General features: G+C 70.0%; 19 protein-coding genes and 1 pseudogene. 13 read left to right on the top strand and 7 right to left on the bottom strand.

Features of this window, described 5'->3' with window-relative positions:
* Positions 1–95: 95 nt before the first annotated feature.
* The 4 genes and pseudogenes from GKO32_RS20870 to GKO32_RS20885 form a co-directional block, all read left to right on the top strand.
* On the top strand, positions 96–494 hold the full coding sequence (locus tag GKO32_RS20870) for a 6-pyruvoyl trahydropterin synthase family protein (protein WP_154758574.1): 399 nt from the start codon (positions 96–98) through the stop codon (positions 492–494).
* The gene (locus tag GKO32_RS20875; RefSeq protein WP_154758575.1) at positions 467–1,516 is read left to right on the top strand and encodes a glycosyltransferase family 4 protein; all 1,050 of its coding nucleotides are present in this window, start codon (positions 467–469) and stop codon (positions 1,514–1,516) included. The genes GKO32_RS20870 and GKO32_RS20875 overlap by 28 nt, the downstream gene beginning before the upstream one ends.
* Positions 1,513–2,307: a class I SAM-dependent methyltransferase gene (locus GKO32_RS20880; RefSeq protein ID WP_312868250.1), complete on the top strand. Its 795-nt coding sequence runs from the start codon at positions 1,513–1,515 to the stop codon at positions 2,305–2,307. The genes GKO32_RS20875 and GKO32_RS20880 overlap by 4 nt, the downstream gene beginning before the upstream one ends.
* Positions 2,308–2,351: 44 nt before the next feature.
* A pseudogene (locus GKO32_RS20885) lies at positions 2,352–3,095 on the top strand (lysylphosphatidylglycerol synthase transmembrane domain-containing protein); the annotation flags it as partial.
* A 90-nt stretch (positions 3,096–3,185) separates the two neighbouring features.
* On the opposite strand, the gene GKO32_RS20890 reads toward GKO32_RS20885, so the two are convergent.
* Entirely contained in the window at positions 3,186–3,881 is a 696-nt protein-coding gene (locus GKO32_RS20890) for a creatininase family protein (protein ID WP_154758576.1), read from the bottom strand.
* A gap of 53 nt (positions 3,882–3,934) precedes the next feature.
* Between GKO32_RS20890 and GKO32_RS20895 the strand changes: the two genes are divergently transcribed.
* Genes GKO32_RS20895 through GKO32_RS20905 form a run of 3 tightly spaced genes read left to right on the top strand, consistent with a single transcriptional unit; the run spans position 3,935 to position 6,146 of the window.
* Positions 3,935–4,570 (top strand): GTP cyclohydrolase II, encoded by a 636-nt coding sequence (locus GKO32_RS20895; protein WP_154758577.1) that lies wholly within the window; start codon positions 3,935–3,937, stop codon positions 4,568–4,570.
* Positions 4,563–5,354: an inositol monophosphatase family protein gene (locus GKO32_RS20900; protein WP_154758578.1), complete on the top strand. Its 792-nt coding sequence runs from the start codon at positions 4,563–4,565 to the stop codon at positions 5,352–5,354. The genes GKO32_RS20895 and GKO32_RS20900 overlap by 8 nt, the downstream gene beginning before the upstream one ends.
* A gap of 39 nt (positions 5,355–5,393) precedes the next feature.
* Positions 5,394–6,146: a creatininase family protein gene (locus GKO32_RS20905; protein ID WP_154758579.1), complete on the top strand. Its 753-nt coding sequence runs from the start codon at positions 5,394–5,396 to the stop codon at positions 6,144–6,146.
* 27 nt (positions 6,147–6,173) lie between these two features.
* On the opposite strand, the gene GKO32_RS20910 is transcribed toward GKO32_RS20905, so the two are convergent.
* Together GKO32_RS20910 and GKO32_RS20915 are read right to left on the bottom strand one after the other, a co-directional pair.
* The gene (locus GKO32_RS20910) at positions 6,174–7,682 is read right to left on the bottom strand and encodes an alkaline phosphatase D family protein (protein WP_154758580.1); all 1,509 of its coding nucleotides are present in this window, start codon (positions 7,680–7,682) and stop codon (positions 6,174–6,176) included.
* Positions 7,683–7,732: 50 nt separating this feature from the next.
* Positions 7,733–8,767 carry an LLM class flavin-dependent oxidoreductase gene (locus GKO32_RS20915; protein ID WP_154758581.1) on the bottom strand — a complete coding sequence of 345 codons (1,035 nt, stop codon included), beginning with the start codon at positions 8,765–8,767 and terminating at the stop codon, positions 7,733–7,735.
* Positions 8,768–8,826: 59 nt separating this feature from the next.
* Here GKO32_RS20915 and GKO32_RS20920 point away from each other — a divergent pair, with 59 nt between their 5' ends.
* Both GKO32_RS20920 and GKO32_RS20925 read left to right on the top strand, forming a co-directional pair.
* A complete protein-coding gene (locus tag GKO32_RS20920; RefSeq protein ID WP_312868251.1) occupies positions 8,827–10,986 on the top strand; it encodes an FUSC family protein in 2,160 nt (719 codons plus the stop codon).
* 131 nt (positions 10,987–11,117) lie between these two features.
* Positions 11,118–13,031, top strand: a complete 1,914-nt coding sequence (locus tag GKO32_RS20925; RefSeq protein WP_312868252.1) for a glycoside hydrolase family 3 protein — start codon at positions 11,118–11,120, stop codon at positions 13,029–13,031.
* 51 nt (positions 13,032–13,082) lie between these two features.
* Here the strand turns inward: GKO32_RS20925 and GKO32_RS20930 are convergent, their stop codons facing one another.
* Positions 13,083–14,045 carry a DNA polymerase domain-containing protein gene (locus GKO32_RS20930; RefSeq protein ID WP_154758582.1) on the bottom strand — a complete coding sequence of 321 codons (963 nt, stop codon included), beginning with the start codon at positions 14,043–14,045 and terminating at the stop codon, positions 13,083–13,085.
* A gap of 90 nt (positions 14,046–14,135) precedes the next feature.
* Between GKO32_RS20930 and GKO32_RS20935 the strand changes: the two genes are divergently transcribed.
* From GKO32_RS20935 to crcB, 3 genes are all read left to right on the top strand, one after another.
* Complete coding sequence (locus tag GKO32_RS20935) at positions 14,136–14,606, top strand: hypothetical protein (protein ID WP_154758583.1); 471 nt, start codon at positions 14,136–14,138, stop codon at positions 14,604–14,606.
* 126 nt (positions 14,607–14,732) lie between these two features.
* Entirely contained in the window at positions 14,733–15,203 is a 471-nt protein-coding gene (locus GKO32_RS20940; RefSeq protein ID WP_312868253.1) for a fluoride efflux transporter FluC, read from the top strand.
* Positions 15,200–15,544, top strand: coding sequence for a fluoride efflux transporter CrcB (gene crcB / locus GKO32_RS20945; RefSeq protein WP_312868254.1), 345 nt, complete (start codon positions 15,200–15,202; stop codon positions 15,542–15,544). Before GKO32_RS20940 ends, crcB begins: the two co-directional genes overlap by 4 nt.
* A 2-nt stretch (positions 15,545–15,546) precedes the next feature.
* Here crcB and GKO32_RS20950 read toward each other — a convergent pair whose 3' ends face one another.
* The 3 genes from GKO32_RS20950 to GKO32_RS20960 form a co-directional block, all read right to left on the bottom strand.
* A complete protein-coding gene (locus GKO32_RS20950) occupies positions 15,547–17,058 on the bottom strand; it encodes a CYTH and CHAD domain-containing protein (protein ID WP_154758584.1) in 1,512 nt (503 codons plus the stop codon).
* 72 nt (positions 17,059–17,130) lie between these two features.
* On the bottom strand, positions 17,131–17,727 hold the full coding sequence (locus tag GKO32_RS20955) for a hypothetical protein (protein ID WP_312868255.1): 597 nt from the start codon (positions 17,725–17,727) through the stop codon (positions 17,131–17,133).
* Between the two features lie 69 nt (positions 17,728–17,796).
* Positions 17,797–18,786, bottom strand: coding sequence for an LLM class F420-dependent oxidoreductase (locus tag GKO32_RS20960; protein WP_154758585.1), 990 nt, complete (start codon positions 18,784–18,786; stop codon positions 17,797–17,799).
* Between the two features lie 168 nt (positions 18,787–18,954).
* Here GKO32_RS20960 and GKO32_RS20965 point away from each other — a divergent pair, with 168 nt between their 5' ends.
* Positions 18,955–20,544, top strand: coding sequence for a P-loop NTPase family protein (locus GKO32_RS20965; RefSeq protein WP_154758586.1), 1,590 nt, complete (start codon positions 18,955–18,957; stop codon positions 20,542–20,544).
* Positions 20,545–20,968 lie beyond the last annotated feature (424 nt).

Raw genomic sequence — 20,968 nt, forward strand, 5'->3', positions numbered from 1 at the left:
ACCCCCCACCCGTCGCCCGGCCACCACCCCTGATGGTGACGCTTCGCGCCGCGGTGTCGTCCCGTCGAGGCGCTTCGCGCCGCTAGATTGCCCATATGTACTCCATCACCGTTCGCGATCATGTGATGATCGCCCACAGTTTTCGCGGCGAGGTTTTCGGGCCGGCGCAACGCCTGCACGGCGCGACGTTCGTCGTCGACGCCACGTTCCGCCGGGCGGAGCTGGACGAGGACAACATCGTGGCCGACATCGGACTGGCCACCACGGAACTCGGCAAGGTCCTCGCCGACTTCAATTACCGCAACCTCGACGAGGAGCCGGCGTTCGCGGGCGTCAACACCACGACCGAGTTCCTCGCCAGGCACATCGCCGATCAGCTCGCCGAACGCGTGCACGCCGGTGCGCTCGGCGAAGGTGCCCGCGGGCTCGCCGGGATCACGGTGGCGCTGCACGAATCCCATGTGGCATGGGCGAGTTACGAGCGCGAGCTGTGACCGTGCACGTCGTGCTGCCCGGCGACGTCGACGACGTCACGGTGCCCAGCGGTGGCAACAGCTACGACCGCCGGGTGTGCGAAGGGCTGCCCGGCGTGCACGAGATCGCGCTTCCCGGGGCGTGGCCGCGTCCCGCGTCCAGCGCCGGGCTGGCCTCGGCACTCGCGGCGATCCCGGACGGCGGCGTCGTGTTGCTGGACGGGATTGTCGCATGTGGACTACCGGAAGTCGTGGTGCCGCAAGCACAACGGCTCCGGGTCGCGGTGCTGGTGCACCTGCCGCTGGCCGCCGAGACGGGTCTCGCGCCCGGTGACGCGGCCGACCTGGACGCGCGTGAACGCGAAACGCTGCACGCCGCGCACGCGGTCGTCGCGACCAGCTCATGGGCGGCGCGGCAGCTGGCCGCGCATCACGAACTGCCGGCCGCCAAGGTCCACGTCGTCCCGCCCGGCACCGACCCGGCGCCGCTCGCCGCCGGCACGGACGGGGTTTCGCAGCTGCTGTGCGTCGCCTCGGTGACCCCGCGAAAAGGCCAGCGGCTGCTGGTGGAGGCACTGGCCTCGATCGGCCGGCCGTGGCAGTGCACGTTCGCCGGGCCACTGCGGCGGGCACCGGCCTATGTGGACGAAGTACGGGCGCTCATCGACTTCCGCGGGCTCGCCGAGCGCATCCACCTCGCCGGTCCGCTGACCGGCGACGCGCTGGAAAGCGCTTACCGCGGCGCTGATCTGGTGGTCCTGCCTTCCCTCGCGGAAACCTACGGCATGGTCGTCACCGAGGCGCTCGCCCGCGGGATTCCGGTACTGGCCACGGATGTCGCCGAAATCGCGGAAACCCTTGGCGCGGCAGGGATTGTCGTGGCGCCGGGTGACGTGACCGCGCTGACGGACGGGCTCCGGTCGTGGTTCACCGGCCCCGCCCTGCGGGACGCGCTGCGCGGCGAGGCGCGCGTGCGCCGTGGCAAGCTGACGCCGTGGACCGAAACTTCCCGGGCGATGTCCGCGGTGCTGGCCCGGCTGTGACGCCCGGGTTCAGCCCGGACTGGCTGACCCTGCGCGAATCCGCCGACGCCGCCGCCCGCGCGGCCGATCTGCTGGATCCGTTGCTCGCCGCGCTGCCGGACACATCGCTCGTCGTGCACGATCTCGGCTGCGGCACCGGGTCGATGGCCCGCTGGCTGGCGCCGCTGCTGCCGCAGCCGCAACGCTGGGTACTGCACGACCGCGACCCGGGCCTGCTCGCCCGCGCCGCCGCGAACGTCGGGGTACCGGCTGAAATCCGCGCCGGGGATCTCACCGAACTGACCGCGCGGGACCTGGAAGGCGCCTCGCTCGTCACCGCGTCGGCGCTGCTGGACCTGCTGACCGCCGAGGAGGTCGACGCGCTCGCCGAGGCATGCACCGGTGCCGGTTGTCCCGCCCTGCTGACTCTCTCGGTCGCCGGTGAGGTCGGGTTCACCCCGCCCGACCCGCTCGACGCGGAGTTCAGCGCCGCGTTCAACGAGCACCAGCGGCGCGTGACCGGCGGCCGGAGGCTGCTCGGGCCCGATGCCGCCGAGGCCGCGACGGCGGCGTTCGTCCGGCGCGGCGCGGTCGTGCACCGCCGCGACAGCGCGTGGCACCTGCGTCCGGATGAACTTTTCCGGCAGTGGCTTCGTGGATGGGTACAGGCGGCGTGCGAACAGCGGCCCGAGCTGCTGCCGCACGCCGCGGACTACCAACGTCGCCGACTGCACGCCGAGGTCGTGGTCGGCCACGTCGACCTGCTCGCGATCGGTGGTGCACCTTGCTCGACAGACTCTGGCCCTGGCTGAGAACGCTGCTGGCGTTCGGCATTCTCGGTGTGCTGGTCTGGCATGTGGGGACCGGCGCCTTTGTGGACGGTCTGCGGGTGATCAACATCCCGTCGATCGCCGCCGCACTCGTGATCGGTCTGCTGACCACTGTGGCCAGTGCGTGGCGATGGTGCCTCATCGCCCGCCGCCTCGGGCTGTCCCTCACCCTCGGTGAGGCTGTGTCGGACTACTACCGGGCGCTGTTGCTCAACGCCGTGCTGCCGGCGGGCGTCCTCGGTGACGTGCATCGCGCGCTCGACCACGGCAAGCAGTCGGGCGATGTGGGGCGCGGGGTGCGGGCGGTGGTGCTGGAACGGTTCGCCGGTCAGCTGATGCTGATCGCGGTCGCCGTCGTGGTGTTGCTGGCCGACCCCGGCCTGGCCGGGACGGTGGTTCCGGCCAGGGGTGTCGTGTACGGGGTGATCATCGCGCTCGCCGTGGTGGCTGCGCTCGCAACTTGGGCGCGGTGGGGCCGGGGCGCGGCCCGGGTGCGCGGCGGCATCGCGACGACGCTCACCGACGCGCGTCTCGGTCTGCTCGGCCGGTCCACGCTGCCGGGCGTGACGCTGCTGTCGGCGTTCACCGTCGCCGGCTATGTGGCGATGTATCTGGTCGCGATCCGGGCCACCGGCGTGGTCGCGCCGCTGACCACACTGGTCCCGCTGATCGTGCTGACGCTGCTGGTGATGGGCCTGCCGGTGAACGTCGGTGGGTACGGGCCGCGCGAGGCGTTCTCCGCGGTCGCGTTCGGCGCCGCGGGCCTCGGCGCGGCCCAGGGTGTCACCGCCGCCGTCGTGTACGGCGTGCTGACGCTGCTCGCCGCACTGCCCGGGGCGATCGTGCTGTTCCGGCGCCGGTCACCCGAGCCGCGCCAGGTGGCTGCCGAACGCGGTCACGAGCGCCCCGAGCACGAGCTCGCCCTTGCGGGCGGAGGCGAGCGACGGGCGCCCGAGTACCCCGGACTTCGTGTAGTGATCCAGCCCCGTCGTCAGCAGATGGCGCCGGTCGTCGTGGACTGAATCGGCCGTTTCGTAGCCGGGCCGGACAAGCTCCGGGTGGGCGTGCAGCAGGATCGAGGTCTCCAGTTCGCCGGCGTGCATGTCGGTGTCGCCGGAGGTCTCGAGCCCGGCCACGGCCCGTGCTTCGTCCCACTCGATGAGACCGGGGAAAAGGGCCATGCCACCGCGGCTTTCCTGGACCACATTGGAGAGCACGTAGTTGCCACCATGGCCATTGATGAGAACCAGCCGGCGGATTCCGCCGTCACGAAGGGAATCGGCGATGTCGGTGATGACCGAATACAGGGTTTTCGCGGAAATGCTGACCGTGCCCGGCCACGCCGCGTGCTCGTGCGAACATGAGATCGTGACTGGCGGCAGCAGTCGCAGCGGATATGCGCCCGCGATTTCCGCGGCCAGTGTGCAGGCGATGACGGTATCGGTGCTCAACGGCAGAAAAGCGCCGTGCTGCTCGAAACTTCCGACCGGCAGGATGGCCACCGCCGCCTCACTTTCGGCGGTTTCGGTGCTGGTCGTGAACGGCAACAAGTCCATTTGTCGTGTATACCGGGAAAGCGCGGCCCGAACCATGGGAATGAGGGGAGCGGATGCACTCGATGTTCGCTGACGAAGACGTCGCCGAGTCCGAACTGGTCACGCGGCGCGGGAAGTTCCGCGCCGTCGCGTTCGCCCACGGCGGCCACGAGCACATGGCGCTCGTGCACGGCGGGCCGCCGCTGCGTGACGACGTGCTCGTGCGGGTGCATTCGGAATGCATGACCGGTGACATCTTCGGCGCGATGCGGTGCGAATGCGGTGAGCAGCTGGGGGCCGCGCTCGACACGATTGTCGGTGAGGGCAGCGGGATCCTGGTGTACCTGCGCGGGCAGGAGGGCCGCGGGATCGGTCTGGTCGCGAAGGTCCGGACCCATGTGCTGCAGGACGAACAGGGACTGGACACGGTGGACTCGGCGACGAGCCTCGGCCTGCCCGTGGACGTGCGTGACTACACCCCGGCGGCGCGGATCCTGACCCATCTCGGGGTCCGGTCGGTGCGGTTGATGTCGAACAATCCGGACAAGATCGCCTCACTGGAGGCGCACGGGATCGAGGTCACCGCGCGGGTGCCGTTGCTGATGCCGCCCAATGACAACAACATCGCGTATCTGCGCGCCAAACGGGACAGGCTGGGCCATGATCTGCCGCAGCTGGACCAGGTCGCGGTGCGCGAGCGGCATGGCTGATCACCGGGCGCTGCTGCCGCTGGCGCGGGAAGCGGTCGCGATCGCGCGCCGGATCGTGCGTGGGGACACCCCGCTTTCGGTCTCCAGCAAGGGAGAACGCGATCTGGTGACCAATGTGGACATTGCCGTCGAGGAGGCGGTGCGTGAGTTTCTCACCCGGGAGACCCCGGAGATCGGGGTTCTCGGTGAGGAACACGGCCGCACCGGTCCGCCTGGTGGGATGTGGTGGACGCTGGATCCGGTGGACGGGACCGCGAACTTCGCCCGCGGCATCCCGTTGTGCGGGGTGTCGCTCGCGCTCGTCGACGGGCAGCGTGCCGTGCTGGCCGCGATCGATCTGCCGTTCCTCGGCGCCGGGTACGCCGCGGTGGAAGGTTTCGGTGCGTATGCGGGAGATTCGCGCATCGGCGTGTCCGGCGCGACCGAGCTGGCGGACGCGATGATCGCGATCGGGGACTTCGCCGTGGGGGAGGGCGCCGAGGCCAAGAACCGCGCCCGGCTGGCATTGCTGGCCGAGCTGGGTGCCCGCGCGCAACGGATCCGGATGCTCGGCACGGCCGCGGTCGATCTCGCGTGGGTCGCGGACGGGAAGCTCGAGGCGGCGGTCATCCTGGCGAACCTGCCGTGGGACACGCTGGCCGGGGTGCTCCTGGTCCGGGAAGCGGGCGGGCTCGTCCTCGACGCCGACGACACCGGCCACACCGTGGATTCCGCGGCGACGATCGCCGTCTGCCCCGGGCTGCGCCCGGAATTGATGCGCATCCTCCGGCGCTCGCTGCAGTAATGTGATCTGTGATCACACCTGACGTGGGACGGAGTCCGCATGCGTGAACTGACCCGGATGACCTGGCACGAGGTGAGAGCCGCCGGCCGTGGTGGGGCCGTCGCCGTGCTGCCGATCGGCTCGCAGGAACAGCATGGCGCGCACCTGCCGATGGGGACCGACACCATGCTCGTGTCGGCGGTCGTGGACGGTGCGCTGGCGCGGCTCGGTGACGACCCGCTCCTCGTGCGGTTACCCGCGTTGCCGTTCGGCCACAGCCCGCATCACCTGTTCGCGGCCGCGGTCTCACTCACCGCCCATACCCTGCAGGCGGTCCTCGCCGACGTGCTGGATTCGTTGGTACAGAGCGGATTCCGGCGCGTGCTGATCGTGAACGGCCACGGTGGCAACGACGAGATCATGCGGCTCGCGGTGAAGCAGTACGCCCTGCGGGCCGATGTCGCGCTCGCGGCCTGCTCGTACTGGTCGCTCGGGGAGTTCCAGAACGTCGGGCACGCGGGGGAGTTCGAGACCTCGCTGATGCTCGCCACCCACCCGGAACTGGTCGGCGAACCGGGCCCGCGTCCGGAGGTGGCCGGGTTGTTCGCACAGCGGCCCTATCCGGGTCTCACCGTGGAACGCCACGGCGAGTGGGCCCGCGCCGGCGGTTCGACGGGCGGCGCCACGGAGGCGACGGCCGAGAAAGGCGCAGCGGCACTGGAGGCACGAGCGTCCGCGCTCGCGGCGGCCATCGTCGCGTTCGACGAGGCGACGCGGGAAAGCCACGGTTCGGCTCCGATTCAAGCTGTATAACGACCTATACAGCCGCCGATTTCCGGGCTAAAAAATTTGGCGCGCCCCGGGTTCATCACTCACGATCACAAACCGGCCAAGGGTACCGACGGGTGAACCGGGTCGTGACACGTAATCGACGGCGCGGTAATCGGCCACCAGGGAATCGGGCGTGACCGAGCATCGCACGTATCCGCGTTTGCGGTTGACGAAACGGATATGCGGATTGACGCGCAGCTGCGCGATATCACCCGGGGTCCGGTCCACACCGTCGCCTTCGGACGTGATCGAGGTGCCGACGAACTCCGCGCCGACCGTGCGGGACAACGGATTGTCGAAATCCGCCTTGATGTCGCACACGTAGCCGCAATGCGCGTCGCCGGTGATCACCACCGGATTCCGGGTAGTGGCAAGGTGATCCCGTACTTCCTCGCGCTCGGGGAGATAGTCGTCCCACGCGTCGTCGTTGCGAGTCTGCCAGCCGGGTGCCGGATTCAGTTGCGAGAAGAACACTTGCTGCGCAAGCACATTCCACCGCGCCTGGCTCGCGGCGAGGTTCGCGAACAGCCAGGCCTTCTGCTGTGCGCCGAGAATCGTGCGCCCCGGGTTTCCGCGCTGTGCTTCGGGAACCTGCGCGCTGCGGTACTGCCGGGTGTCGAGGACATGGAAATCGACGAGGTCACCGAACGTCAGCCGCCGGTGAATCAGCAGCGACGGCCCGGCGGGACGGGCGCGCAGCGGCTGATGTTCCCAGTAGGCCTGGAAGGCGCCGGCCCGTCGCGCCCGGAACTCGGGCACCGGTATCCCGCTTTCGGAACGGTCGCCGGCCCAGTTGTTCTCCACTTCGTGGTCGTCGAACACCGGGATCCACGGGAATGCCGCGTGGACCGCCTGCAACGCGGGATCGCTTTTGTACTGGGCGAACCGGATCCGGTAGTCCGCCAGCGTCGCGAGCTGGTGGTCCGGCCGGTGCCCGCGCCCGATCCGGCCCTGGGACCCACCTTCGTAGATGTAGTCACCGAGGAACACCACGAGATCGACATCCTCGCGCGCCAGATGGTCGTAGGCGTTGTAGAAACCGTCCGGGTACCGCTGGCAGCTGGCGAAGGCGAACGAGAACCGGTCCACCCGCGCGCCGGGTGCGGGCGCTGTCCGAGTGCGTCCCACGGGGCTCAGCTCGCCGCCGGCCCGGAACCGGTAGAAATACTCCGCGCCCGGCCGCAACCCGGACACGGCGACATGCACCGAATGCGCCTCGGCGGCCAGTGCCGTGGTGACCCCGGAGCGCACGATGGTCGCGAACCGCTCGTCGGTGGCCACCTGCCATTCGACCGGCACACCGTCGCCGGTCATGCCGCCGTCGGGTGCCAGTGGGTCCGGCGCGAGCCGGGTCCACAACATCACCCCGTCCGGCAACGGATCTCCGGACGCGACGCCGAGCGAAAACTGACCGTGGCGTCCGGTGGGCATGGCGACGCCGGCCAGCGCGGCCGCGCCGAGCGCGGCGGCCCCGCCGATGAGGACCCGGCGCCGGGTGGGCGTGAATTCAGGGGGCATGCGGCACCTCTTCCCGCAACGGTACCCAGGACACGGGCCGCCGCGGGATTTCAGTCGCCGAGTTCCTTGCGTACCAGCGGAAGTACTTCGGTGCCCAGCAGTTCGATCGCCGTCATCACCTTGTCGTGCGGCACACCGGACCAGTCCATCTGCATCGCGTACCGGTCCGCGCCGGTCAGCCTGCCGACGCTGATCAGCCGGTCCGCGACCTCACCCGGGCTGCCGGCGAAGATCGATCGCGCGCCGCGGGTCCATTCGTCGTAGTGCGCGCGGGTCGGCACGGTCCAGCCGCGGGCGCGGGCGCCGTACTTCATCGTCTCGAGCCAGTACGGGTAGAAAGTGTCCTTCGCGTCCTGCGAATCCCGTGCGATGAGGCCGATGGCGCCCATCGTCACGTGCAGGTCCTCCTTCCCGTGGCCGCCGGATTCCCCGGCGCGCCGGTAGAGATCGACCAGCGGGGCGAACCGTTCGGGTTCACCGCCGATGACCGCGTACACCACGGGCAGCCCGAGGAGTCCGGCGCGGATGGAGGATTCGGGGTGGCCGCCGGTGCCGACGGAGATGCGCAGGTGGTCGCGGTAGGGGCGGGGGAGGACGCGGGCGTTGTGCAAGGGCGGCCGGTACTTCCCGGACCAGGTGATCGGGTCTTCGCGGTCGATGTGCAGCAGCAGCGCCAGTTTTTCCTCGAACAGTTCGTCGTACTCGTCGAGGTCCGCGCCGAACAGCGGGAAGGACTCGGTGAAGGAGCCACGCCCGGCGAGGAGTTCGGCGCGGCCGCGGCTGAGCTGGTCGAGGGTGGTGAATTGCTGGTACAGCCGCACCGGGTCCTCTGTGGACAGTACGGTGACCGCGGTGGAGAGGGTGATCTGGCTGGTGATGCTCGCGGCGGCGGCGAGTACGGTGCCGGGGCTGGAGATCGCGAACTGGTCGAGGTGGTGCTCGCCGAGGCCGTAGAAGGACAGGCCCAGTTCGTCGGCGAGCCTGATCCGCTCGAGGGTCTGGGAAAGCTTGTCCGCGACCGAGACCTGCTCGCCGGTCAGTGGGTCGGCGGTGCGGTCGCCGAAGCTGTAGATGCCGAGTTCCATGACCCCTCGTCCGTTGTTACGGCATCTACTTTAGCGGCGGGTCGGCCTATCATCGGGCGGTGTCCAGCGGTTCGGCGGTCGACGCCAGATCCGGGGAGCAGTCGCCTCCGCCGGCCCGCACGCGGCCGGGCTGGCTGCCGGTGTGGTCGAAGCCGGCGGCGATGCGCGCGGTGCGGGCCACGGTCGTCCTGCCCGGAATCTTCGCGATCGGCTACCAGGTGATCGGTGACCTGCAGGTCGCGACGTTCGCCGCGTTCGGCGGGTTCGCCACGCTGGTGCTGGCGTCCTTCGGCGGTGACTGGCGGCGGAAGCTGCGCGCGCATTTCGGGCTGGCGGTCACGGGCAGTGTGCTGCTCGTCATCGGCACGGCGGTGAGTTCGTCAGTGGTGCTGGCTTCGCTGGTGGCTGTCCCGCTGGCGTTCGCCGTGTTGTTCGCGGGGGTCGGGGGACCCAATGCGGCCTCGGCCGGCCCGGCCGCCTTGCTCGCGTATGTGCTGCCGGCGGCGTCGCCGGGTGAGCTGAGCCTGGTGTTGTCGCGCCTGGAGGGCTGGTGGCTGGCCTCGGTCGCCGGGACGATCGCGGTGCTGGTGTTTTCCCCGCGGTCCCCGGGTTTCGCGTTGCGGCGGGCTGCCGCGCGCAGCGCCCATACGCTCGCGGATCAGCTCGATGCCGCGCTGCGCGGGGACACCGACGCGAAGTACCGCGCGGCGTCGATCGCGGCGAAGCACGACTTGATGACGACGTTCACCGCGACCCCGTACCGGCCGACCGGGCTGGCCGCGGCCGACCAGGCGATGGACAGTCTCGTCGCGTTGCTGGAGTGGTGCACGTTCGTGGTGATCGACAGCCTGGGGGAGTTCCGCGATCTGCGCGGTGTCGCCGAAGTGGAACGGCGGCTGCTGACCGATACCAGCGAGGTGTTGCGCACGATCGGGGTGGTGCTCGACGGTGAGCCGGCGCGGGTCGAGCTCGACCGGCTCGAGCGGAGTCTCGGCGAGAGCGTGGCGTACCTGCGGCGGCTGCGTGCCGATCGCGACGGTTATGCCGACGCGCTGCACCTGTCCTTCCATGCGCGGACGACGGCGGTTGCCGCGCACACGGCGGCGGCCGATGCGCTGATCGCGGTGGGCCGGGCCGAGCCGGAGGTGGTCGAGCGACGGCTCACCGCGGCGGCCGGGATCGCCTCGCGGCACGCGAGCCTGCGGTCGGTGTGGTTCCTCAACAGTGTCCGCGGTGCGCTGGCGCTGGCCGCGGCGGTCGCGGTCGCCGATCTGACCGGGGTCGAGCACGGGTTCTGGGTGGTGCTGGGCACGTTGTCGGTACTGCGCACCAATGCGACGTCGACGGGGGCGACGGCGCTGCGCGCGTTGCTGGGCACGGCCGTCGGGTTCGTGCTGGGTGCCGTGTTGTTGCTGGGGATCGGCACGGGACCGGTGGCGTTGTGGATCGCGTTGCCGGTGGCGGTGTTCGTGGCGGCGTATGCGCCGGGGGCGTTGCCGTTCGCCGCGGGGCAGGCGGCGTTCACGGTCGTGATTTCGGTGCTGTTCAACCTGCTCGCGCCGGCGGGGTGGCAGATCGGCGTGGTGCGGATCGAGGACGTGGCGCTGGGCTGCGCGGTGAGCGTCGTGATCGGGGTGTTGTTCTGGCCGCGTGGCGCGTCGAGGCTGGTGGCCGATGATCTCGCCGACGCGTTGCGCACCGGCGGGGCGTACCTGGTACACGCGGTGGACTGGGCGCTCGGGCTCCGGCACACGCTGCCCGAACCGGCGGCCGCGATCGCCGCGGGGGTGCGGCTGGATGACGCGTTGCGCGGGTATCTCGCCGAGCGGGGGTCCAAGCGGGTGCCGAAGGAAGATCTGTGGCGGCTGACGTCGGGCACGCTGCGGGCCCGGCTGACGGCGCATTCGCTGGCGGGCTTGCCGAGCCCGGACGTCGGCGCCGATCCGGTGCGGCAGTCGCTGAGTGAGCAGGCGGGGCAGATCGCGGCGTGGTGTGACTACCTCGGCTCGCGGCTGGACCGGACGGACCGCGGCACGCTGCCGACGCTCGCGCCGCCGTCGTACCGGGATCCGCTGGCGGGCGACGGGGTGACCGTGGCGGATCTGTCGTGTGCGCTGTGGGTGAGTGAGCATCTCAAGCATCTGATGCCGAGGCTGACCGAGCTGGCCGGCCCGGCGACGGCGGTGGCGCGGGTGCGGCACCGGCCGTGGTGGCGCTGAGCGGTTGGACTAGACCTTCTGGACTGAACCACTGTCGTGAATGCGACTTTCGGCGTATTCCGTGCTGCCCGATTCCGGAATATGTTGTGAGCCGCAACTTTGTGCTTCGTCCTGCAAAGAAGGAGGACTGCGTGAGAGCGCATGTACTCAGACGCGCCTGGTTCGCCGGTGTCGTGCTGGCGGCCGTCGCGCTGACCGCCACCACGGTGCCCGCCACCGCGGCCCCGGACCTCACCGAACGGACTCCCGCCTACCTCAACGCCCGGCTGCCCGTCCCGCAACGGGTCGCCGACCTGCTCGGCCGGATGACACTCGCGGAGAAGATCGGCCAGATGACCCAGGCCGAGCGCGGCGCCATCGACGCCGACCAGGACCAGATCACGTCGCTCGCCCTCGGATCCGTCCTCTCCGGCGGCGGCTCGACCCCGGCCCGGAACACCCCGTCCGGCTGGGCCGACATGATCGACGGCTACCAGTCGAAGGCGCTGGCGACCCGCCTGCACATCCCGCTGCTGTACGGCATCGACTCGGTGCACGGCGACAACAACCTTGTCGGCGCCACGATCTTCCCGCACAACGTCGGGCTTGGCGCGACCCGCGATCCCGGTCTCGTCGAACAGGTCGAGCACATCACCGCGACCGAGACCAGGGCGACCGGTCCGCAGTGGGTGTTCGCGCCGTGTGTGTGCGTGACCCGCGACGAGCGCTGGGGGCGCACCTACGAAAGCTTCGGTGAGGACCCGAAGCTGGTGCAGCAAATGGAAACCGCGATCGACGGCTTCCAGGGCGACGGCGGCAGGGACCTGGCGCGCAACGACCGGGTGCTGGCCACGCCGAAGCATTTCGCCGGTGACGGGGACACCACCTACGGCACGTCGGCCAATGGCACGTACACCATCGACCAGGGCGTCACGATCACCGACTGGGAGCATTTCGCCAGGATCGACCTCGCGCCGTATGTCACGGCCGTGCGTGAGCACGACGCGAGCAGCATCATGCCGTCGTTCTCGAGTGTGCAGTGGACCGACCGGCCCGGCAGCGCACCGGTGAAGATGAGCGCCAACAAGGAACTGCTCACCGACGTGCTCAAGCGCAAGATCGGCTTCGACGGGTTCCTGATCAGTGACTGGGAGGCCATCCACCAGTTGCCAGGGGACTACGCGACGCAGGTGCGGACCGCGGTCAACGCGGGCATCGACATGTTCATGGAGCCGTCTAGCGCGCCGCAGTTCGAGCAGGCGCTGACCGCCGAGGTGCAGGCTGGCCGGGTCTCGCTCGCCCGGATCAACGACGCGGTGGGCCGGATCCTGACGTCGAAGTTCGAGCTGGGCCTGTTCGAGCATCCCTACACCGACCGCACGAACATCGGCACGATCGGTTCGCCGCAGCACCGGGCGGTGGCCCGTCAGGCGGTCGCGCAGTCGCAGGTGCTGCTCAAGAACTCCGGCCGGGCGCTGCCGCTCAAGCCGTCACAGAAGATCTATGTGGCCGGGGTGAACGCGAACGATCTGGGGAACCAGGCCGGTGGCTGGACGGTCACCTGGCAGGGCCAGCCGGGGAACACGAGTTTCCCCGGCACCACGATCCTGCAGGGCATCCAGCAGGTGGCGCATGATGTCACCTACAGCGCGGACGCGTCGGCGCCGACGGCCGGTTCGGATGTGGGCGTGGTGGTCATCGGCGAGACCCCGTACGCCGAGGGGGTCGGCGATGTCGGCAACGGCCACACGCTGAACATCTCGGCGGCCGACCGGGCGAACATCGACAAGGTGTGTGGCGCGATCAGGACCTGTGTGGTGCTGGATGTGGCCGGGCGCCCGCAGATCGTCACCGACGAACTGTCCAAGATGGACGCTTTGGTGATGTCGTGGCTGCCGGGCAGCGAGGGCGCCGGGGTGGCGGATGTGCTGTTCGGCACGAAGCCGTTCACCGGGAAGCTGCCGGTGTCGTGGCCGCGCAGCGAGGCTCAGGAGCCGGTCAACGTCGGGGACCGTGACTACCAGCCGTTGTTCCCGTACGGCTACGGGCTGACCGCCCGCCGGTAGCCCACGCCCGAGATCCGGTGCCCGCGCTCTCCCGCGGCCGCGGGCACCGGGTCACTTCTCGCCGGCCTCCCGGCGGGCCTTGGCGCGGCGCTTGCCTTCGTGCATCGCCTGCACCCTGGCCACCGGGATGGCGCGGCCTTCGTCGAGGACGTCGGCGGGGATGCGCTGGGGCCGCGGCATCAGCTCGGCCCAGCGGTCCCGTCCGTCGAGTATGGACAGTGCTGTGTGGACGGTGAAGTCGCCGGGTGCGACGTCGTCGATCTCTTCCCACGCAAGGGGGAACGACACCGGCAGGCCCGGCCGGGCCCGCGGGCTGTACACCGAGACGACGGTCGCGCCGCCGGCCCGTGTCGAGTCGAGGAAAACCTTGCCGCCACGGTCTTCCCGGATGAACGCGGTCGTCGCGACCGCGGGGTCGAGCCGCTCGGCCCTGGCGGCGAGCGCGCGCCCGGCGGCCGCCGCTTCTTCGGCGTCATGCCCGGTCAGCGGGACGAACACGTGCACTCCCTTGGCGCCGCTGGTTTTCACCGCGCCGGCGAGCCCGGCGTCGGTGAGCGCCTGGCGGACCAGGTGTGCGGCGCGGACCGCGAGGGTGAACGAGTCGTCCTGCTCGGGTGGGTCGAGGTCGAGTACCAGATGGGTCGGGTGGTGGGGTTCGGTGGCGTGGGCCAGCGCGGGGTGATACTCGATGGCGCGCTGGTTGGCGAACCACAGCAGGGTCGGCCGGTCGTCGCACAGCGCGTAGGTGACTTTGCGCTGGGAGCTTTCGGCCCAGATCGTGGTGCGCGGCACCCAGTCCGGGGTGTATTTCGGCAGGTTCTTCTGCATGAAGGCGTCCTGCCCGCGCAGCACGCGGATCACCGACAGTGGGCGGCCCCGCAGGTGCGGGATCATCCGGGCGGACACGGCGTCGAGGTAGTCCACGAGATCGCGCTTCACCGCCGCGGCGCCGTCGAACAGCGTCTGGTCCAGATGGGTCAGCGAGACACCGTCGCGCACCTCGTCAGCGCTCATCGGCCCAGCTAACCAAGTGGGGCGCGGTCCGGCAAACTGTCTATTGTGGACACCGTCGCGGGTGCGGTGACGGTATCGTGAGGTATGCGCTTGTGGTGGCGCGTCCCCGCCCGCCGCGACGGCCAGGGCACGATCCAGCTCGACCCGGCCGCCGCCCGGTTGCTGCGGCTGTCCACCTTGCTGCAGCTGGCGGACCGGGCCGTGGAGTTGCAGGCCGAGGCGGACGCGGTGATCGCGGCGTGTGGCGGGCCGGGGGAGACGCCGGGGTCGGTGGCGCGGCGTGGCCGCCGGGTCGGCGCTGAGTACGCCCGCCTGCAGGGCTGGGCGCTGGACCTGTGCGAGGACGACGAGGCGGGATCGCTGCCGTGCCGGATCGGTGAACTGCTGTGCTACCACACGGAAATGCTGGACCTGAGCCTGAGGCTGGCCTTCCCGCGCTACCGGTCGGCGAAACTGGAACGCCGGCGGCGTGCGCTGTCCGGTCTCGGCGAGCCGGCGCGGGCGCTGCGTGACAGCCGGGCCGCGTTGCGGATGTGGATCGAGGAGATCGGGCCGGGGTGATCGCGCGTTGGCCGATGCCTTAGGGTGATGGTCGGCGGTGGGGCCCGCCGGACCCGCTCAGGGTGAACCGCGAACCATTCGCCAACGGTCCCTGCCAGTGTGTCGATCCTGCTGGTAGGAGGCCTGGTGCAGGAACCGGTGGACCCCGATGTCTCCCTTGCTGTCCCCGCCCAGCGGCGGGAGCTGCGCGAACATCCGGCCGCGGTGCTCTGTGCGATCTCTCTCGGCGGGGTCTGCGGTGCGCTCGCCCGGTACGGCGTCGGTGTGCTGATCCCGCACGAGCCAGGGCAGTGGGCGTGGGCGACGTGGCTGGTCAACCTGTCCGGCTGCCTGCTCATCGGGGTGTTGATGGCGCTGATCGGCCGGCTCTGGCCTCGGCAGCAGCTGATCCGCCCGTTCGCCGGTGTCGGTGTTCTCGGTGGTTACACGACGTTCTCGACTGCGACGGTCGACGTGGTGCATCAGCTGAACGCGCACCAGCCGGCCTTGGCGATGCTGTACATGGTGACTACCGTGCTCGGCGCACTGCTCGCGGTCTCGGCCGGTTTCGCGGTGACCACCGCGGCGTTGTCCCGCCGGGAAAAGGTGGCCTGGTGACGGTGCTGCTGGTGGCGGTGGGGGCCGCGGTGGGCGCGCCGGCCCGGTACTTGCTCGACCGCGCGGTGCAGAGCAGGCATGACTCGGTGTTCCCGTGGGGCACGTGTGTGGTCAACGTCCTCGGCTGTTTCCTGCTGGGCGTGCTGACTGGTCTGCCGTCCGCGCTGTTCGCGTTGCTGGGCACGGGTTTCTGCGGCGCGCTGACGACGTACTCGACGTTCAGCTACGAGACGCTTCGGTTGCTGCAGCTGCGGGCGTGGCTGATGGCCGGGCTGAACGTGGTGGTGAGCCTGGTGGCCGGGCTGGGCGCCGCCTATCTCGGGATGGCCCTGGTTTCGTGACCTCAGGTGGGTTCGCCGAGCTTTTCCCAATGCTGGTTGAACCGCAGGTGCAATGTCGTGCCGCGCGCCCGCGCCCGCTCGTGCAGGCTGCCGAATACGAACGCGGTTTCCGGTGTGATGTCGTTCTGCCGCAAGCGTTGTAGCAGCGCCCGCGCCTCGACCAGGTCGTGGTGGTCGCCGAGGGTGCCTTGGATGGCCTTCGCGGTTTTGCGCCAGCGCCCCACTCGCTTACCGAACGTGGCCTTGGCCGCGTCGGCGGTGTAGCGGGCCTGTTTGGCTTTCTTGCGGGTTTCGTGCAGGCCGGCGTCCACCTCGTGTGTGTCCTGGGTGTCGTCGAGTGCGTCCGCGGCTTTGGTCAGGCGGCGGTGCGCGCGGGCCAGAGCGTGGCGCAGTTCGGTCTGGGCGGGTTCGCCGGCGCGCTCGGTGAGCGGCGGGTCGGCGATCAGGTCTTCCAGCGAGCCCAGCAGCGCGGCGTAGCGCGGGCCGTTGAGCATGTCGAGGATGGCGGCGCGGGCGTCCGCGGCTGTTTGGTCGAAGTGCCGGGTCAGGGCCAGGCGCGCGGTGCGGAGGTCGGAGTCCTCGCCGAGGGTGGACAGTTCGTCCTCGAACCAGGCGCGCAGTACCTGGGTGTCGCGGGCGTCGGACAGCACCGTGGCGGCCCATTTCAGCTCTTCCGACAGGGCCGTGGTGTGTTCGCGGTCGAGTACGCGGCGGAAGTTGGACAGGCCGCTGCGGAGCCGTCGCATCGCCACGCGGAGCTGGTGCACCGAATCGTCGGCGTCGCGGCGCACCCCCAGGTCGTGTCGTCGCACCGCGTCGACCTGCTTGCGCAGGTAGGCCATGACCACCTCGCCCGCGGTGGCGCGTTTGCCGATGTCGTCCTGCCGCGGCAGGACGTCGGCGAGTAACCGGCTGAGTTTGGATGGCCAGTGCGCGGGGCGGGCGCCGGTGCGCATCAGCTCGTCGCTGACGGTGTCCAGCAGCCGCGGATCGGTGCCGGGTTCGAGTTCGACTTCCAGTTCGCGCCAGCCGTCGAGGTGGGCCGTGGGGCCGGCGACCTCCGCGGTGACGTGGTCGTCGGCGAGGACGGCGATCCGCCTGCCCGCCCGGTTCACCAGGCCGTAGCTGTATCGCTCGGTCCGCAGATGGGCGACTTCGACGAGGTCGTGGCCGTTGATCCGATCTTGGACCCGCTCGGCGAGTTCCTGCGGCACGGTGGTGTCCCCGGCGTCGAGCGGAAGCCGGATCTCGTCGCGTTCGCCGGATCCCGCAGGCAGTTTCAGGTGCCAGCCGGCGTCCGCCCCACCGGTGCGCCTGCGCAGCGTGATCCCGCTGCGCAGCAGCCGGTGATCAGCGGTGTCGAAGTAGACGGCGTCCAGCACCGTCCGGTCCGGCTCACCCTGCGTGACCACCGGCCCCGTGTCGTTCAGGGTGGGGACCGGCTGACCAGCATCGAGATCGAACTTGCGCTCTCGCTCCCGCGCCACCACGGGCGCCACGTGGTCGTTGTCCATCTCCCATGGATGCCCCGCTGCACCCCGGGGGAAACAACCCCGGGCACCGACTGTCCACTGTGGACCGCGCTGTCAGCCGAAGGTCGCGGTCGCCAGTACCTGGTCCAGCTGCGCATCCAGTACCGGGGTGCTCGCGTACTCGACGACGAGAATCTTGCTGGTGGGCAGCCACCACATGCGGACTTCGCTGTTCTGCGCCGGGTCCTCGCAGGTGACCTGGAACCGGGCGTACTCGGCTTTCTTCGGGCCGATCGGGGCGAAACCGCGTTCCACCACCGAGCTGCCGGTCGCCGCGGCGCCGGGGATGGCCATCGGGGTGACGCATCGCGGCGCGTCGGTTCCGGTTTGCCAGCCGTAGGGCCGGTTCCCGCTGGGGGCGGTGAACTGCGGGCCCGCCGAGGCGGTGCGCAGATCCCGCAGCTGTGCGACGCACGGCACCGAGGTCGCGGACACGCACCCGTCGAGACCGCCCGGGGAGGCCGCCTCGGTGTAGCGCATCCCGTCGAGCAGCGTGACATGCATGGTGCCGACGGTGATCGCCGAGCCGCGCGTGCTGGTCGATCCGGATGGTGCGCCGTGCGGGTGGCCGGGCACCGCGGTCGAACACGAGGTCGCTGTCACCGCGCCCAGCACGGCCAGCGCCGCACACCAGGCAACCTTGCTCCGCACCGGAAAGCCCTTTCTTCCGCTGTTGCCGGGCAATCCTGGCACGGCGGCACGCGGTGACCCGCGCAGGGCTCAGTCCGTCAGTTCCGGGATCACCTTCCGCGCGAACAGGTCGATACCGGAGCGGTCATAGGCGGCTTCGGCGAAGTACGTGATCGCGTACGACATCCCGAGCTCGCGCAGTTCGGTCAACCGCGCCACGATCTGCTCCGGGGTGCCGACCAGCGGGCCGGTCGCGAACGACTGGTATGCCGCGTCCAACCGGTCCGCGGGCAGGTGCGGCTGGTACTGCGCGCGGATCCACTCGAGCCGCTCCCGCACGTCCTTTTCGGTCTCGCCGATGACGACGTTGTAGTTGGCCGAGCGCACGATCGCGTCGAAGTCCGTGCCGACCTCCTTGCAGTGCCCGGCAAGGATTTCCGACTTGTGCGCGAAGCCGGCGGCGTCGCCCGAAAAATTGGTGTAGTTCGCGTACCGCGCGGCGATCCGCAGCGTCTTCTTCTCCCCGCCGCCGGCGATCCACAGTGGAATACCGCCGTCCTGCAAGGGAAGCGGGCGCGAGATTGCGCCGTCCACTTGGTAGTGACGCCCGTCGAAGGTCGCGGTGCCCTCGGTCCACAGCCGGCGCATGATCTGCACGCCCTCGTCGAGTTTGCCGAGGCGTTCCCCGGCCGGCGGGAATCCGTAACCGTAGGCCCGCCATTCGTGCTCGTACCAGCCGGCACCGATGCCCATCTCCACCCGGCCACCGGACACGACATCCGTTGTGGCGGCGAATTTGGCCAGATAGGCCGGGTTCCGGTACGCCATGCAGGTGCACATCTGTCCGAGCCGGACGCGTTTCGTCGCCGCCGCGAGCGCCGCCATCAACGCCCACGCCTCGTGTGTGGCCTCGGCGGTCGGCACGGGCACGGTGTGGAAATGGTCGTAGACCCACACCGACTCGAATGGTCCGTCCTCGGCGAGCTTCGCGACGCCGAGCATCGTTTCCCAGTGCTTCGCCGGGTCGATTCCGGTGAGATCCAGGCGCCAGCCCTGTGGTACGAAGAGTCCGAATCGCATGAACGGCACCCTATCCCGCGCGTGGCAGCGAAAAATTTCGGAATGCGATTGAGGACGAAAGGCAGTTCCGGAGCCGAACGGGCAACGCAACGGCCCTGCCGGTCAAACAAATGTCACGACGGTATTTATCCCGGCCTCCTGCCACTGACCGGTGCCTATGCTGGCGCCATGCCGGACACCCTCAGCGTGCACGAACAAATGTTCGTGGGACGGGTCGCGGAACTGGTGACGTTCCGCCAGGCACTCGCCGGAGGCCCGGCCGCCCCGGTGATGCTGTACCTGCACGGCCGGGCGGGGATCGGGAAGACCGCGTTGATGCACCGGTTCGCCGACGAGGCCGCGGCGGAGGGGTACGCGATCGTACGCGTCGGCGGCCAAGACGTCGCCGCCTGCCGGACCGCGTTCGAAACTGCCGCCCGCGCCGCGTTCGACAAGGACCGTGTGCTGTTGCTGGTGGACGGATTCGAGCACTGCCAGGGCCTGGAAACGTGGCTGCGCACCAGTTTCCTGCCCCGGCTGCCGGAGGGCACGCTCATCGTCGTCGCCGGGCGGCGCCCGCCCGGCCGGCAGTGGCGCTCCGACCCCGGCTGGTCTTTCCCCGTGCTGCGCACGATCGCGCTGGGCGAGCTGCCGCGCCCGGTCGCGGCCCGGCTGCTGGACGCGCACGGTGTCCCGGCGGAACTCCAGCCCGGAGTTCTCGCCGCGGCAGGCGGGAACCCGCTCGCCCTGACGCTCGCGGCGGAACTCGCCGTCCGTGATCACGGCTGGCAGCCCGGGGAAGACATCGCGTACACGTTCCTGATGGCGCTGTTCCACGATGCGCCGTCGCGGTCACACGGGTCCGCCCTCGGACTGTTCGCGCACGCCCGGACCGTCACCGTCGACCTCGTCCGGGCCGCGTTCCCCGACGAGGACGCCGACGCCCTGTACGACTGGTTGCGCGACCTGCCTTTCGTGCGAAGCGACCGCCGTGGCCTGTACTCGCCCGAACTGGTCCGGCACGCGCTGCGGCGCGACACGGACGGCGGCGCGGGCGCCCACCAGGAAATGCACCGGCGTGCCCTGCGGCATCTCGTGGACAACGTGCGCTCCGGGCACGAGCCCGCGGCGATGTCCGAGGTCACCCAATACATCCGCAGCATGGGCGACATGGCGCCGCGCTATGTCAGCCACAGCGGTGACCACCGGCTGTACGAGGACACCTACCGGCCCGAGGACCACTCGGCGCTGGTGGGGATGGCGCGCTGCGCCGAAGGCGAAGAGACCGCGCGACTTGTCGCGTACTGGCTTGCCCGCCAGCCGCAGAACGTCACGGTGTACCGCGACTACGACTCGGGGCGGCCATCGGCGTTCATGGTCCGGTTGTCGTTCGCCACGGAGGACCCCGGTGAGCTCGAAGCCGACCCGGTGGTCGCCGCCGCGTGGGCGCACTGCCGGGCCGCCGACGGGCTCGGTGAAGACGAGCATTTCGGGGTCGTCCGGTTCCTCATCGATCCCAGCGCGCCGCGCCGCCCGTCGGACGCCATGGACATGATGCTCCAGCACTGCTTGACGGCGGTGATGCGGGAGCCCGGACTGGCCCGCAGCTACTCGACGTGGTCGGACCCGGACTACTGGGCGGCGATGCTCGAGTTCGCCGACTGCCATCCCGTGCCCGGCGGCGAGCATGTGTTCGACGGGCGCCGGCACGTGCTCTACGCCCACGACTGGCGGCTGGTCCCGCTGCCGCGCTGGGTCGACGGGCTGCCGATGGAATAGCCCCACCGGGCGGACCGTTCTCACCCAGGGCCCTGGTCGCCGAATCCCGATCGAGACGGCCAGGGCCCTTTGTCACGGCAGCCGTAGCCGCCCGGTTGCGCACCGTATTTCCGGCGCGCCGGCCGAATGATCACCTCACCAGGTGGATCGAGCCGAAAAGCTCCGGGGAATTCCGCGAAAAGGCACGGTCTGTCACGAGTACGGTCGGCCGCGCCTGACCGTGTTTCACACAACCGTGTGAGTAACGCGAAATTGCTTGCTACTCAGAACAAGCGTTGGTGCGTAATGGAAACCCTTCTCGTTTTCCTGTCGTGGGCCGGCTTGGTAGCTTCCTGACGCCCGCTCGCTCACGTGGTGCGGCACACCGTGGTCGGGGGACCGGTTTTGCTTGCGTGGCGCCATTTTTCAAGCTTTCGAAGGGATA

The sequence above is a fragment of the Amycolatopsis pithecellobii genome (assembly GCF_009707865.1).
GTDB lineage: Bacteria > Actinomycetota > Actinomycetes > Mycobacteriales > Pseudonocardiaceae > Amycolatopsis_E > Amycolatopsis_E pithecellobii.